Origin of the sequence: Flagellimonas lutimaris, from assembly GCF_003581615.1 — a bacterium.
GTDB classification, from domain to species: domain Bacteria; phylum Bacteroidota; class Bacteroidia; order Flavobacteriales; family Flavobacteriaceae; genus Flagellimonas; species Flagellimonas lutimaris.
This window is the reverse complement of sequence record NZ_QXFH01000004.1, coordinates 184,065-198,254: the sequence shown is the minus strand read 5'-3', so window position 1 is coordinate 198,254 and position 14,190 is coordinate 184,065. Positions and strand designations below refer to the sequence as shown.

The 14,190-nt window shown below is 40.4% G+C and carries 14 protein-coding genes; 10 read left to right on the top strand and 4 right to left on the bottom strand.

The genetic code is table 11. The features are described from left to right. The first annotated feature begins 119 nt into the window (after positions 1–119). The 6 genes from D2V08_RS00895 (at position 120) to D2V08_RS17625 (ending at position 5,846) form a co-directional block, all read left to right on the top strand. Positions 120–1,364, top strand: a complete 1,245-nt coding sequence (locus tag D2V08_RS00895; protein WP_119606265.1) for a type IX secretion system plug protein — start codon at positions 120–122, stop codon at positions 1,362–1,364. Between the two features lie 32 nt (positions 1,365–1,396). Further along, on the top strand, positions 1,397–2,650 hold the full coding sequence (locus tag D2V08_RS00890) for a DUF3667 domain-containing protein (protein ID WP_119606264.1): 1,254 nt from the start codon (positions 1,397–1,399) through the stop codon (positions 2,648–2,650). A 1-nt stretch (position 2,651) separates the two neighbouring features. Beyond that, entirely contained in the window at positions 2,652–3,038 is a 387-nt protein-coding gene (gene apaG / locus D2V08_RS00885; RefSeq protein ID WP_119606263.1) for a Co2+/Mg2+ efflux facilitator ApaG/CorD, read from the top strand. A gap of 71 nt (positions 3,039–3,109) precedes the next feature. Beyond that, on the top strand, positions 3,110–4,738 hold the full coding sequence (gene pruA, locus D2V08_RS00880) for an L-glutamate gamma-semialdehyde dehydrogenase (RefSeq protein WP_119606262.1): 1,629 nt from the start codon (positions 3,110–3,112) through the stop codon (positions 4,736–4,738). Between the two features lie 74 nt (positions 4,739–4,812). Continuing rightward, on the top strand, positions 4,813–5,577 hold the full coding sequence (locus D2V08_RS00875) for a creatininase family protein (RefSeq protein WP_119606261.1): 765 nt from the start codon (positions 4,813–4,815) through the stop codon (positions 5,575–5,577). A gap of 146 nt (positions 5,578–5,723) precedes the next feature. Further along, positions 5,724–5,846: a hypothetical protein gene (locus tag D2V08_RS17625; protein WP_262696685.1), complete on the top strand. Its 123-nt coding sequence runs from the start codon at positions 5,724–5,726 to the stop codon at positions 5,844–5,846. Here the strand turns inward: D2V08_RS17625 and rsmG are convergent, their stop codons facing one another. Beyond that, positions 5,847–6,482: a 16S rRNA (guanine(527)-N(7))-methyltransferase RsmG gene (gene rsmG / locus D2V08_RS00870; protein WP_119606260.1), complete on the bottom strand. Its 636-nt coding sequence runs from the start codon at positions 6,480–6,482 to the stop codon at positions 5,847–5,849. Positions 6,483–6,595: 113 nt separating this feature from the next. Here rsmG and D2V08_RS00865 point away from each other — a divergent pair, with 113 nt between their 5' ends. Together D2V08_RS00865 and D2V08_RS00860 are read left to right on the top strand one after the other, a co-directional pair. Further along, positions 6,596–7,699 (top strand): fatty acid desaturase family protein, encoded by a 1,104-nt coding sequence (locus tag D2V08_RS00865; protein WP_119606259.1) that lies wholly within the window; start codon positions 6,596–6,598, stop codon positions 7,697–7,699. Positions 7,700–7,713: 14 nt separating this feature from the next. Beyond that, positions 7,714–8,898 (top strand): pyridoxal phosphate-dependent aminotransferase, encoded by a 1,185-nt coding sequence (locus D2V08_RS00860; protein ID WP_119606258.1) that lies wholly within the window; start codon positions 7,714–7,716, stop codon positions 8,896–8,898. A gap of 90 nt (positions 8,899–8,988) precedes the next feature. Here the strand turns inward: D2V08_RS00860 and D2V08_RS00855 are convergent, their stop codons facing one another. Both D2V08_RS00855 and trkA read right to left on the bottom strand, forming a co-directional pair. Beyond that, positions 8,989–10,479, bottom strand: a complete 1,491-nt coding sequence (locus D2V08_RS00855) for a TrkH family potassium uptake protein (RefSeq protein ID WP_119606257.1) — start codon at positions 10,477–10,479, stop codon at positions 8,989–8,991. Continuing rightward, positions 10,479–11,828: a Trk system potassium transporter TrkA gene (gene trkA, locus D2V08_RS00850; RefSeq protein ID WP_119606256.1), complete on the bottom strand. Its 1,350-nt coding sequence runs from the start codon at positions 11,826–11,828 to the stop codon at positions 10,479–10,481. Before trkA ends, D2V08_RS00855 begins: the two co-directional genes overlap by 1 nt. 194 nt (positions 11,829–12,022) lie before the next feature. On the opposite strand from trkA, the gene ubiE reads away from it, so the two are divergent. Together ubiE and porT are read left to right on the top strand one after the other, a co-directional pair. Next, a complete protein-coding gene (gene ubiE / locus D2V08_RS00845; RefSeq protein ID WP_119606255.1) occupies positions 12,023–12,751 on the top strand; it encodes a bifunctional demethylmenaquinone methyltransferase/2-methoxy-6-polyprenyl-1,4-benzoquinol methylase UbiE in 729 nt (242 codons plus the stop codon). A gap of 4 nt (positions 12,752–12,755) precedes the next feature. After that, entirely contained in the window at positions 12,756–13,454 is a 699-nt protein-coding gene (gene porT, locus D2V08_RS00840) for a type IX secretion/gliding motility protein PorT/SprT (protein WP_119606254.1), read from the top strand. A gap of 1 nt (position 13,455) precedes the next feature. Here porT and D2V08_RS00835 read toward each other — a convergent pair whose 3' ends face one another. After that, positions 13,456–14,175, bottom strand: coding sequence for a TrmH family RNA methyltransferase (locus tag D2V08_RS00835; RefSeq protein WP_119606253.1), 720 nt, complete (start codon positions 14,173–14,175; stop codon positions 13,456–13,458). Positions 14,176–14,190 lie beyond the last annotated feature (15 nt).

Below are 14,190 nucleotides of genomic sequence, written 5' to 3'. Positions count from 1 at the left end.
CGCAAAAATAGCACTAAAAGGATTGTTTTCATAATAATTAACCATAAAATTGGGATTATACCGAGCTTAATTCACTGGGCATACTTTTTGTTTACCTTTACTCCAAATTTTTGTCCTTGATGCGCTTTACCTACATTCTCTCCCTATCGGTTTTTATTACCACTTCTACTTTTGGACAAGTTGTAAAAGAGGTGAATCCGCCGGAAAACATCAAAACCGTAGTTTTTAAAGGTCCTACAGAAGACCAATTTCCCGTAATACAACTTGGGGAATCCATGACTTTGGAGTTTGATGACCTAACAGCCAATGAGCAAGATTACTACTACAAAATTATCCATTGTGATTACGATTGGACCCCATCGCAATTGCTAAAATCACAATATTTGGACGGAGCCGACAACCAACGCATTATAGACTACGAAAACAGCTACACCACCCTACAGCCTTACTCCAATTATCGGCTCACAATCCCGAACGAAAATGTTAAATTAAAGGTTACGGGCAACTATGTACTGGAAATCTACAATAGTTACGGCGACCTCCAATTTTCAAGAAGGTTTGTTGTATTCCGAGATGCCGTTTCCATTGCAGGCGTTGTAAAAAGGTCGCGAGACTTCAACTTCATCAATACAAAGCAAGTAGTGCAGTTTAACATTAACACGGCTTCTTTTAGAATTGTCAACCCAAAAAAAGAAGTAAAGGTTGCCATCATACAAAATCATCATTGGCCCACAGCACTATACAATATAAAACCCCAATTCACTATTGGCACCGAGCTTGTTTACAAATACAATGAGGAAACCAGCTTTTTTGGTGGAAACGAATATTTGAACTTTGACACCAAAGACCTTCGCTCCCCAACTTTTGCCATATCCAACATCGAGATGAGAGATGTGTACCACCATTATTTATTTACCAATGAATATCGGTACGACAAGGAGTACACCTACTTCCCCGACATTAATGGGGATTTTGTGGTACGCACACTCCAAGGGGATGATGTTTCTAGAGAAGCGGAATATTCCAAAGTACATTTTAGCTTGCCCTACACCAATCAAATTGGATTGGACAGTGTATATGTAATCGGAAAGTTCAACAACTATGATTTGGGCGAGGAAAACAAAATGATTTTCAACGAAGAAACCGGAAAGTTTGAGGCGACCCTTATGATAAAGCAAGGTTTCTACAATTATAAATACGTTGTGCAAAGGGAAAATGGAACCATTGAACCCAATATTGTCAGCGGCAACTTCCACTTTACCGAAAACAACTATCTCATTTTAGTTTATTACCGTGATTTTGGGGATATGTACGATAGTATAATAGGTATCGGCTCCGTAAACTCTAGAAATATCAGCAATTAATTATCTTTAGACCCAAATCCTAAAGAAAAGGCATGGGGAAAAAAGATGGTTTGATCACCAAAGGTCGCTACGAACTCAAGTTTAGGGGTGTAAAATGCCTGAACTGTGGACACCCACTGGATATAAGCGACAAGTATTGCCCTAACTGCTCCCAAGCCAATAGCACCAAAAAACTCACGCTCAAAGATTTTTTTGATGAGTTTTTCTCCAGCTTGATCAATTACGATTCCAAGCTTTTAACCACACTTTACGCCCTATTGTTAAGGCCAGGAAGAATAACTAAGGATTATGTAAATGGCAAAAGAATTACCTACACCAATCCATTCCGGTTTTTATTGAGTTTGGCCTTCCTATATTTTTTGATGGTTACCTACAATAACCAGTTCGCCAATTTAGATGAAGCCGCCAAAGATTTTGATGGCACCATATATAATGGTCCCATTAGCTTTGACTTGGGTTCGGGTGATTTGGAAGTGGACAGTGTTGCCATGAAAGAGCAATCCGAAAAAGCCATGAAAAAGTTGGATTCAATAAAAAAAAGGAACCCCGAGATTTTGGCAGGCCTGCAAAAGTTCGACTCCATTAATACCGATGACCCAGAAATGTCATCACAATTGAAGTATTTGGATTCCTTGGGAGTTTTTATGCAAGGAGCAAATGAAAAGAAAAAGCAAAAAGATTCTTTTATGAATGCCAATCCAGCAGGCTATTTTAAAAGTCTTGAAAAAGAATCAGGCATGGGCGCATTTTCTAGAAAAGCTGAATTTTTTGGATATGCCATCAAAAAAGACACCCTTTACAACTTTGGACAGGCACAAGCTAAATACAATATAGACGAAAGCACCACCAATAAGATGGCTTTCAATTTTTCCAACAGCGTCTTGAAAGTATTGAGCCAACCTGGAACATGGATCAATGACACCATATCCAAGCTCCCTTTTATCATATTTTTCTTTTTACCAGTGTTCACAGTATTCATTTCGCTGGTTTACATCAGAAATAATTATACCTACACCGATCATCTTATTTTTAGCTTTCACAATCAATCACTCTTATTTATATTGCTGATCCTTAGCTTTACATTGGATACCCTATTCGATGCAAACAGCTCAGGAATCTTTCTGCTGATTTTCGGCTTTTACCTATATAAGGCAATGCGAAAATTTTATGGACAAGGAAGATTTAAAACTATTGTGAAATACATCTTTCTGAACACCATATTTATGATTTTGGCCTTTCTCACGATCATAGCTACGTTTACGGGAAGTGTCTTTACCTATAATTGATATGTTTACACAGGTAACTAAAGGAATTAAAGTATCGGTTAGCACCTCTTTTGAAGGTACTTTCTTCAAAAACTATAAAGTGCACTATGCGTTCGGCTATACCATATCCATCGAAAACCTTAGTAAGGATACCGTACAGCTTACGGCAAGGCATTGGGATGTATTTGACGCCCTCAAAGAAATGGAAACCGTAGATGGAGAAGGTGTAATTGGCAGAAAGCCAGTGATAAAACCAGGTAAATCGCACACCTATAGCTCCGGATGCCTATTAGCTTCACCTGTAGGCGCTATGCGTGGACATTATGACATGGTCAACTTCACCAATGCAGAAGAGTTTCAGGTTGAAATCCCAACATTTAAGTTCGCTGCTCCCTTCGCCATAAACTAACCAGCATCATTTTATATTCGTTATAGGTTTCACTACCTTTGATAGAATTGTTAATCTTTAAAAATATTTTTATGGGAAAAGGATTTTTTCAAGTTCCGACCGCATACAATGAACCTGTTCTGAGCTATGCTCCAGGTTCCCCCGAACGAGAAGAAGTACTAAAACAATATAAAGCGTTTTACAACGATAAAGTGGATGTACCACTTTATATTGGAAGCGAAGAGATAAAAACAGGCAATACGAAGCCTATGTCTCCCCCGCACGACCACAAGCACATTGTTGGCCATTACCATTTGGCAGAAAAAGAACATGTGGAAAAAGCCATTTCCAATTGTTTGGAAGCTAGGGATGCTTGGGCCAATTTAACTTGGGAACAACGTGCAGCGATTTTCTTGAAAGCTGCTGAACTCATTGCAGGACCTTACCGTGCCAAGATGAACGCTGCGACCATGATCGCACAATCCAAGAACATTTACCAAGCCGAGATTGATTCGGCTTGTGAGATCATAGACTTTCTGCGATTCAATGTAGAGTACATGTCGCAAATTTATGGTGAACAACCGGAATCCTCCGAAGGTGTCTGGAACCGAGTGGAGTATCGTCCTTTGGAAGGTTTTGTATACGCCATTACCCCGTTCAACTTTACAGCCATTGCAGGGAACCTTCCCGCTAGTGCCGCAATGATGGGGAATGTAGTGGTATGGAAACCTAGTGACAGTCAAGTATATTCTGCCAAGGTAATTGTAGACGTTTTCAAGGAAGCTGGACTTCCAGATGGTGTTATCAATGTGGTGTATGGAGACCCGGTAATGATTTCGGATACCGTTTTATCAAGTCCTGATTTCTCCGGAATCCATTTCACAGGTTCCACCGATGTATTCAAATCGCTTTGGAAACAAATTGGAAACAACATCCATAACTATAAAACATATCCTAGAATTGTAGGGGAAACAGGCGGTAAGGATTTCATCATCGCCCACCCAACAGCCAAACCTCAACAGGTGGCCACAGCCATCAGCAGGGGCGCTTTTGAGTTCCAAGGACAAAAATGTAGTGCCGCATCAAGGGTTTACTTGCCCAAGTCCACCTCCGATGAGATTTTGGAATTGGTCAAAAAAGACATTGCCTCTTTCAACAAACCTGGTTCGCCAGAGGACATGAGCAATTTTATCACAGCGGTAATACATGAAGGTGCTTTTGACAAACTGGCCAAATATATTGATCAGGCCAAGGCAGATGATGATGCCGAAGTAATCGCTGGTGGTAATTACGATAAATCCAAAGGATACTTTATTGAACCAACGGTGATATTGACTACCAATCCAAAGTACGAGACCATGTACACCGAGTTATTTGGTCCAGTAGTGACCATTTATGTATACGAGGATAAAGATTGGAGCGAAACATTGAAGCTGGTGGACGGCACATCCGAGTATGGATTAACAGGAGCAGTATTATCAGGAGATAGATACTCCATTGACGAAGCTACAAGGGCATTGCAAAACTGTGCCGGTAACTTCTACATCAATGACAAGCCTACCGGGGCGGTTGTGGGACAACAACCCTTTGGTGGTGCCAGAGCATCGGGAACCAACGATAAAGCAGGCTCCATGCAGAACCTCTTACGTTGGGTATCGCCTAGATTGATCAAGGAAACTTTTGTGACTCCTGAAGATTATAGATATCCATTTTTGGGATAAAACCAAAAACACCTAATTTAAAGGCCATCATTATATAATGATGGCCTTTTTTATTTAATCTAACCCATAGAAATATGCCCAGACCCTATATTTTAGCCGAAACCAATTGGAAACACCTAAAAGACGAATCATTTGACTTGGCCATACTGCCCTGGGGCGCAACCGAAGCACACAACTACCACCTACCCTACGCTACCGATGTTATCGAGGGTACTTCCATTGCAGAAGAATCAGCCAGAATAGCTTGGGAAAAGGGAAGCAAGGTCGTCGTACTCCCGACTATCCCATTTGGAGTTAATACAGGTCAATCCGATATTTATTTGGACATGAACCTAAATCCAAGCACACAATTTGCGGTTCTAAAAGATATCCTTACGGTATTGAACCGTCAAGGTGTGCACAAATTCATGATTTTGAACAGTCATGGAGGCAACAATTGGAAAGCCATTGTCCGAGAATTGGGACTCCTTTTTCCTGATATGTTCCTTTGCGTCACCAATTGGTTCAAACTAGGTAGCGAATCAGGCATTTTTGAGCTTCCTGGCGACCATGCCGATGAGATGGAAACCAGTCTTATACTCCATCTAACACCGGAATTAGTATTACCCAGAGATGAATGGGGAGATGGAAAAGAGCTTAAAAACAAAGTCAAAGCCTTTTCCGAAGGATGGGCTTGGACAGAGCGACCTTGGTCCAAAATTAGCGAAGACACCGGAGTGGGCGATCCTAGCAAAGCTTCTAAAGAAAAAGGAGAAGTGTTCTTTAATCTAGTTTGTGCAAAAATGGGGCAGCTTTTTGTAGATATTGCTCAGGCTGATAAAAACACCCTATACAAATAAGACATATCCATCTATATATCAACACATTAACAACCCTAAGAACGACTTAAAAGAGAATCGATACACAATTTATATGTAAATTTAACGTTAACTAATTGTAAATTAAACGTAATTAAACTAAATTAGTATTCCTAAATCAATTAGTTATGACAGCTAGAATCAATGCATGGGGGAGATTGATGATTAAAAAATATCAGCAATTATGGCAGTCCGCCAAGGACTACGCCAGAAAATGTAGATTGGTGTATAAACGGATGTACAGTATATAATCAGCCTTTAAACTTCTGAGGCAAGTACACCACTTTTTTGGTCTCGAAGAAATCTTCTTCGAAATATTCATTCAAATCAAAGACTTGAACGGTTTCATACCCTTCGAGTTCTTCCGTAAGGTCTCCGCCTTTAAGGTAAAGTATGCCATTTTTGCGCTGATGCGCAGAGTCTTTTTTAATTTTTCCTTTCGTCCAGTGTACAAAAGTGGGCATAGCAGCCACAGCCCTACTCACAATAAAATCAAACTGTCCGGGAATATCCTCAACACGGGAATGATGGGTTTCGACATTTTCCAACCCAAGTCCTTCCACCACCTCATTCACCACCTTTATTTTTTTTCCAATGGCATCAACAAGTGTAAATTTCACGTTTGGAAATAAAATGGCCAACGGGATACCAGGAAATCCTCCCCCTGTTCCCACATCCAAAATACTTGCCCCTTCATTAAAAACTTGAATCTTGGCAATCCCCAGAGAATGAAGTACATGCCTTAGGTATAGCTCGTCGATATCCTTTCTGGAGACCACATTTATTTTTTGGTTCCAATCTTGGTACAACGCCTCTAATTTGAAAAATTGCACCTTTTGTTCCTCGTTGAGCGTCGTAAAATATTTGAAAATTAGATCAGCTTTCATAACTTAACCCTTAATTTTAGCAAAGCTAATACTTTTAATAACCTTAACACCGTTCTAACAAAACTAGCTAACTGTAGAGAAGCATTTTAGTTACCTTTGTAAAAATTTATTATATGGATAAGAATACCATCCGGTTTTCAAGAAAGGATTCGGCACAATTTTTCAGAACACTGAACAAGCGAGTAAACGAATACTTTAAAGAAAATAACCTCAAGAAAACCGGGAACTGGAAACTTCACTTGAAAACCATAGTGATGTTTGCCATTTTTTTGACCCCCTATTTTTTAATGTTAACCTTAAACCTGCCTTTCTGGGGCTACCTGCTACTTTCCATTACCATGGGAGTTGGGATGGCCGGAGTTGGAATGAACGTGATGCACGATGGTAATCACGGGGCCTATTCCAACAAAAAATGGGTGAATAAACTCATGGGAAGCAGCATCTATATCTTGGCAGGAAATGTATACAACTGGCAAGTTCAGCACAATGTACTGCACCACACCTACACAAACATCCACGAACATGATGAGGATATGGAAGCCGGAAGAATACTTCGATTCTCAAAACACGCTGAGTGGAGAAAACACCATAAATTTCAACATTACTATTCCATTTTACTATATGGTCTATTGACCTTTAACTGGGCCATTACTACAGATTTCCAGCAAATGTACCGTTACATGAAGAGGAAATTGAGCTACGGAAAACTACCTAACCCAGTAATCAACTGGAGCACATTGGTTATTACCAAAGTGATTTATATAACCATTTGGATCGTGCTTCCATTGATTTTTGTTGATATTGCTTGGTGGCAGGTGCTACTTGGATTCTTTATCATGCATTATGTAGCTGGAGTGATCCTTAGTGTTGTATTCCAGTTGGCACACATTGTTGATCATGCCGAAACTCCACTACCAGATGAGGAAGGAAACATGAAAAACACTTGGGCCATTCACCAATTGTTCACTACAGTGAATTTTGGAACCAAAAACAAAATTGTAAACTGGTTTACTGGTGGGTTGAACCACCAGGTAGAACATCACATATTCCCGAACATCAGTCACATACATTACACAAATATTTCCAAAATTGTGAAACAGACTGCTCAGGAGTTCAATTTACCGTACCACGAATATAAAACTACCAGAAAAGCTATAATTTCGCACTTCAAACACTTAAAGGAGCTAGGTAAAAAACCTTCGCTTCAATATCAGTAAAAAACGAAGTACCAATGAGCAACCATTTATCTGACAGGGTCCAGAACATGTCCACGTCAGCAACTTTGGCCATGGCCGCCAAAGCACGGGAATTACGAAATGAAGGAAAAGATATCATCGGTTTGAGTTTGGGGGAACCCGACTTCAATATTCCTGATTTTATCAAAGATGCCGCAAAGCAGGCCATTGACGATAATTATAGCAGTTATACGCCTGTTGATGGATACGCAGACTTAAAAACTGCTATCTCCAACAAGTTCAAAAGAGACAATGACCTTGATTATGGATTGAACCAAATCGTGGTTTCCACAGGAGCGAAGCAATCGCTCTTTAATGTGGCCATGGTGGTTCTTAATCCAGGTGATGAAGTAATCCTGCCCGCTCCGTATTGGGTAAGTTATAGCGATATTGTAAAATTGGCAGAAGGAGTCCCCGTAGAGGTTCTCACACAAATCGATACCGATTTTAAAATGACCCCCGAACAGTTGGAAGCTGCCATTACTCCAAAAACCAAAATGCTTTGGTTCAGTTCACCATGCAACCCTAGTGGTTCGGTGTACAGCAAAGAAGAATTGGAAGGTTTGGCCGAAGTGCTCAAAAAATATCCGGATATTTATGTAGTATCGGATGAAATCTATGAGCACATCAACTTTGCAGGCGGACACGTAAGTATTGCTGGTATTGATGGCATGTACGACAGAACTATTACTGTGAATGGGGTATCCAAAGCCTTCGCCATGACTGGATGGCGTATCGGTTATATTGGAGCACCCGAATGGATCGCCAAAGGATGTACCAAACTGCAAGGACAGGTAACCAGCGGTGCCAATGCTATTGCACAACGTGCGGTTATTACTGCGTTAGAGGCCCCTGTGAGCAAAATCCAATTTATGATCGACAAGTTCCACGAAAGAAGAGACCTTGTTCTTGGCCTTTTGGGGGAAATAGAAGGCTTTAACCTCAACGTGCCAGAAGGAGCATTTTATGTGTTCCCTGATATCTCCGCATTTTTTGGAAAAACCTTGAACGGCTTTACTATAAACAATGCTTCAGATTTTTCACTGTATTTATTGGAGCATGCCAACGTGGCCACGGTAACTGGTGAAGCTTTTGGAAACCCAAACTGCATCCGTATATCGTACGCAGCATCAGAAAAAGAATTGAAAGAAGCCATTGCTCGAATTAAGGCAGTACTTTAAACATATTAAGATTCATGCTGAACTTGATGATTCAGCAGCTCATTATCAATTTTAAAAACCTCTTGCAGTTTAACTTCGAGAGGTTTTTTATTAGGTCTTCTTCCAGAAATAAGGGGTAAGTACAATCAGTACGGTAAATAATTCCAATCTACCTAAAAGCATTAAAAAACCACACCACCACTTTCCTGCTGGTGGCAAACTATTATAATTACTCACAGGATTCAAACTACCTAAAGCAGGACCTACATTACCCAAAGAAGAAGCCGAGCCTCCAACGGCAGATACAAAATCCAAGCCCAAGAAACCAAGGACCAGCGAGCCGATTATAAATAGTAACATATATAGCACAAAAAAGGCCACTACATTGTACACTATATGCTCTGTAACGGTTTTTTGATTGTATCGAACGGGAATTACTGCATTGGGATGCAATGTTCGCTTAAACTCCAAAATACCATTTTTAATAATCAACAGGTGGCGCATTACCTTGATCCCACCCGCGGTGGAACCTGCAGAACCGCCAAGGAACATCAAACCAAAAAAGAATACGGTCAAAAATGGCGTCCAAGAAGTAAAATCTGCGGACACAAACCCAGTGGTAGTAATTACCGCGACTACCTGAAACAAGGTATGCCTAAAGGCACTTTCCGCTTTACCCAAGACCATTGGGTGAAAGTCAGAAACAGGGACATCTGCTCTAAAATATACGCCTAACGCAGCAATAATGGTAAATATCACTATAAATCCAAAGTAATATTTAAACTCTTCATCTCGGAGAATGCGCTGCACACGACCCGTTAACGCAAAGTAACTAAGTACAAAATTGCTCCCTGCCAAAAACATGAACAAAATGATGATGTATTGAACCAAAGGTTGATCGTTCCAAAATGCTAGACTCGCATTTTTTGTAGAGAACCCTCCTGTCGACATCGTTGCCAAGGCATGGTTGATGGCATCAAAAAACGACATACCGGCAAATTTCAACAAAAAGGTCTCCAAAACCGTATAGCCAAAATAGATGAGCCACAATCTTTTGGCAGTATCCGTAATTCTTGGATGAAGCTTATCCCCTCCGGGACCAGGCGCTTCCGCCGCGAACAACTGCATACCACCAATACCCAATAGCGGTAAAATGGCAATGGCCAGTACAATAATCCCCATTCCTCCAATCCAATGGGTAAGGCTTCGCCATAACAAAATCCCTGCAGGAAGGGATTCAATGTCATCCAAAATTGATGCTCCCGTTGTAGTGTAGCCCGACATGGTTTCAAAAAAGGCATCGGTTATCGAAGGTATGGAACCTGAAAAGAGATAGGGCAACATTCCTGATATGGACATCACAATCCATCCAAAAGTCACTACGATATACCCTTCTTTCTTTTTGACCTCCTTTTTATGACCCCGAGTGTAGAACATGGCCATAATTCCGAAAAGCATGGTGACAATGGCAGCCAACATAATATCCATGGTAGCTCCATCTTTATAAATACCACTGGCAATTGCCGCTAAAAGCATAAAGGACCCATTGCAAAGCAACAAAAGCCCCATGATGTGAATAATGATTCTTGTGTTGAGCTTCATTATAAGAACAGCTTTTCTATCCTTGGTATGGCCTTTGGCAAGCAGCAGACCACTACCTTATCCCCTTCGGCAATTCTAAAGTCACCCAAGGCAATAATTCCTTTTCCATTTCTTATGACTCCTCCTATACTGGCTTCTCTCGGAAAGTTCAACTCTCTGATAATCTCACCATTCACTAATGAAGATGCTTTTACCTCGAACTCCAAAATTTCAGCGTTTAAATTGTTCAAACGGGTAAGGGCAAGCACCTCCCCTTTTCGGATATATCTAAATATGCTATTCGCAGCAAGGAGTTTTTTATTTATGAGCGTATCCACCCCGATAGAATGGGACAATTGAAAATAGTCCATGTTCTCTACCAAGGCAATTGTTTTTTTAATCTTTTTGCTCTTGGCAACCAAACAGGACATAATATTAGTCTCAGAATTGCCCGTTACAGCAATAAAAGCATCCATGGATTCCAAGTTCTCTTCGTCCAACAACTCCACATTTCGACCATCACCATTAATTACAAGAGCATGGGGTAGTTCATCGGCAATATCAAAAGCCTTTTCCTTGTTCTTTTCAATAAGTTTCACGTTGAACTTTTTATTGCAAAGGTCTCGCGCCGTTTTGTAACCTACCTTGCTCCCTCCAAGAATCATAACGTTTTTAATTTCCTGCTTTTGCATTCCAGAAAGCTTGTACAATTCCTCTACACCTTTATCCGAAGTAATAAAGTACACTTGATCACCTTCTTTAAAAATAGTGTCTCCTCTTGGGATTAAAGTAAATTGGGTTCCTGTTCGTTGCAGTGCGATGGGCATAAAATTAAGCTCAGGAAAAATTCTAGCCGCCTCCTTTACCATCTTTCCTACAAAGGGTGCCGTTTTGGGTAGAATTACCCCGAACATGGTCAACAGCCCTTCTTCAAATTGGTAGGTATCATTAAAGGCGGATTGATTGAGCATCAATTGGATTTCCATAGCGGCCAAACGCTCTGGGGATATAAGCTCATCAATACCCAGCTCTTCAAACTTGATAAGCTCTCGATTATCCATAAACTCCGTATTGGAAATTCTGGCCATGGTACGTTTGCATCCCAATTGCTTGGCAAGAACACAAAGGGTCAAATTGGTAGTTTCCGAAGCGGTAACGCCAATCACAAGGTCGGAACCACCCACTTGGGCGTCCTGTAAAACTTGAATGGATGTTGCATCGCCCCGAAGTACACGAATATCCAAATGGTTATCGGCATAGGATAGTCTTTCCTTGTCGGTATCAATCAAAGTGATTTCCTGTGCTTCGTAGGACAATAATTTCGCCAAATGAAATCCCACTTCACCAGCACCTGCAATAATGATTCTCATTGATTAGAATAGGATGTGTTCTTAAATAAATTCAATTTGTACGCTACAAATGATACTAAGAATGGTATGCGTTACGTAAACCGCATACTTTTAACCAAATACGGAAATTAAATCCCTTTGATGGGCAAAATTACACAAATATTTTTGTCTACATCCCTTATGCTAAGTTGTATATTTGCCAGCAAATTAAAGTGATGTCGAAAAAGGTGACACCCTACAAAGAATCTGAGCTCGGTAAAAAAGAGCAGGTAAAACAGATGTTCGATAATATATCAGGAAATTACGATGGTCTTAACCGTGTAATTTCATTTGGAACGGATGTAAAATGGCGCAAGCGTATCGTGTCTTTTCTAAAAGATAAATCCCCGAATTCCATATTGGACATTGCTACAGGTACTGGTGACCTCGCCATTGCCATGACACAAACAGGTGCCGAAAAAATAGTAGGCCTAGACCTTTCCCCTGGAATGTTGGAAGTAGGAAAAACTAAGGTCAACAACAAAAAATTACAGGATATAATTGAAATGGTGGTCGGTGATAGTGAAAACCTCCCCTTCGAAGACAATTCATTTGATGCCGTTACGGTAGCTTTTGGAGTAAGAAATTTTGAAAACCTGGAAAAAGGACTGGAAGAAATTTATCGTGTATTAAAGCCTGAAGGCCATTTTTTGGTTTTAGAAACCTCGGTTCCTACCAAAACTCCCTTTAAACAAGGGTATAAAATCTATACCAAGCACATAATGCCTATCATTGGTAAGATATTTTCCAAGGACAGATCCGCCTATACTTACTTGAGTGAATCGGCGTCTGTTTTCCCTCATGGGGAAGCTTTCAACAATATTTTGAAGAAAATTGGGTTTATAGGTGTAGAGAACAAACCACAGACCATGGGTGTAGCATCCATTTATGTCGCTTCAAAATAGATTAATGAAAAATCTCCTTATCCTTTTTGGACTGATTGTATTGTCGAACCACACGGCCATTGGCCAATTTGGAGGTGAACCCATATTAAATCTTCAAAACGAGGACAAGAAATTCTTGAACTGGGGCTATTACCTTGGCTTTAACCAATATGACTTTCAATTTGAGTACAAAGATGATATTGGAAGGGATATTTTGGTGGATAAAAGCTTTGGATTCAATGTTGGATTGATAGGTGAACTTAGGATCAATGAATTTCTGGATGCACGTTTTGAACCAGGTTTGCTTTACACTTCTAGAACTTTGGGATTCCCTGGATTTACTTCGGCAGCAGATGCTATTCGTGAGGTACGGTCAACTTACATTAGGTTTCCCTTATTGTTAAAAGCCAGCACCCGCAGAATTGGAAACTGGAGGCCATTTATAGTCGGTGGGGTATACACCTCGATTAATTTGGGCAGCAATGAAGATAGCTTGGATGACAACAGTACCGGTCAATTCAGGATGAAACAAAATGTATATGGGTATGAATTAGGTTTTGGTATTGATTTCTATACCGAGTACTTTAAGTTCACACCTTCCATTCGTGGGGTTTTCGCCCTTACGGACGAACTGGTCCCAGATGAAGACCCCAACAGTCCATGGACCGGAAACATCAATGCAATGCGAACCCGAGGTATTTTCATCAATTTCACCTTTGAATAAACTATCCTCTCCGTATTTCACTTAACAGAATAGCTGTTGCCGTGGCTACATTCAAACTTTCTGTACTAAGAGACCCAAATTGAGGAATTGAAATTCTTTTGGCAATAAACTTGCCAACCTCATCAGAAATTCCATTGGCCTCGTTGCCCATCACCAAAATCCCTTTTTCGGCCAAATCAGAACTATAAACCGATTCCCCATCCATATAAGCACCATAAACGGGAAGATTTGTCTTGCCCAAATATTCTTCCAAATCAACATAGGCAATATTTACTCTAGCAATGGAACCCATGGTAGCCTGCAACACTTTTGGGTTGTAACAATCTACGGTATCTTTTGAACAGACCAAATATTTTATCCCAAACCAATCGCAAAGTCGGATAATGGTTCCCAGATTACCAGGGTCTCTAACTGAATCAAGCACCACGACCCAATCAGGATTGAGATTACCTTCTCCCTCGATCATATAAAAAACACCCAATATACCGTTCGGGTGCGTTAAACTGCTCATTTGCTTCAAGTCCTTTTTGGGGACCATTTCCGCTTCTCTGAATTTTTGAACCTTGTCGGCATCATCAACAAAAATTTTAAATGGCCTTACTCCCGCTTTTAGTAACTCGTTGACCACTTTTTCCCCTTCAACAACAAAGAGCCCATGTTGAGATCGGTACTTTTTTTGCTTTAGGCTAACAACTAGTTTAATTTGGTTTTTTGTAACCATCTAAATCGTGTATTT

Coding starts and splice junctions, on each gene's coding strand:
- D2V08_RS00895 (WP_119606265.1), top strand. CDS start 120: ATGCGCTTTACCTACATTCTCTCCCTATCGGTTTTTATTACCACTTCT.
- D2V08_RS00890 (WP_119606264.1), top strand. CDS start 1,397: ATGGGGAAAAAAGATGGTTTGATCACCAAAGGTCGCTACGAACTCAAG.
- apaG (WP_119606263.1), top strand. CDS start 2,652: ATGTTTACACAGGTAACTAAAGGAATTAAAGTATCGGTTAGCACCTCT.
- pruA (WP_119606262.1), top strand. CDS start 3,110: ATGGGAAAAGGATTTTTTCAAGTTCCGACCGCATACAATGAACCTGTT.
- D2V08_RS00875 (WP_119606261.1), top strand. CDS start 4,813: ATGCCCAGACCCTATATTTTAGCCGAAACCAATTGGAAACACCTAAAA.
- D2V08_RS17625 (WP_262696685.1), top strand. CDS start 5,724: ATGACAGCTAGAATCAATGCATGGGGGAGATTGATGATTAAAAAATAT.
- rsmG (WP_119606260.1), bottom strand. CDS start 6,482: ATGAAAGCTGATCTAATTTTCAAATATTTTACGACGCTCAACGAGGAA.
- D2V08_RS00865 (WP_119606259.1), top strand. CDS start 6,596: ATGGATAAGAATACCATCCGGTTTTCAAGAAAGGATTCGGCACAATTT.
- D2V08_RS00860 (WP_119606258.1), top strand. CDS start 7,714: ATGAGCAACCATTTATCTGACAGGGTCCAGAACATGTCCACGTCAGCA.
- D2V08_RS00855 (WP_119606257.1), bottom strand. CDS start 10,479: ATGAAGCTCAACACAAGAATCATTATTCACATCATGGGGCTTTTGTTG.
- trkA (WP_119606256.1), bottom strand. CDS start 11,828: ATGAGAATCATTATTGCAGGTGCTGGTGAAGTGGGATTTCATTTGGCG.
- ubiE (WP_119606255.1), top strand. CDS start 12,023: ATGTCGAAAAAGGTGACACCCTACAAAGAATCTGAGCTCGGTAAAAAA.
- porT (WP_119606254.1), top strand. CDS start 12,756: ATGAAAAATCTCCTTATCCTTTTTGGACTGATTGTATTGTCGAACCAC.
- D2V08_RS00835 (WP_119606253.1), bottom strand. CDS start 14,175: ATGGTTACAAAAAACCAAATTAAACTAGTTGTTAGCCTAAAGCAAAAA.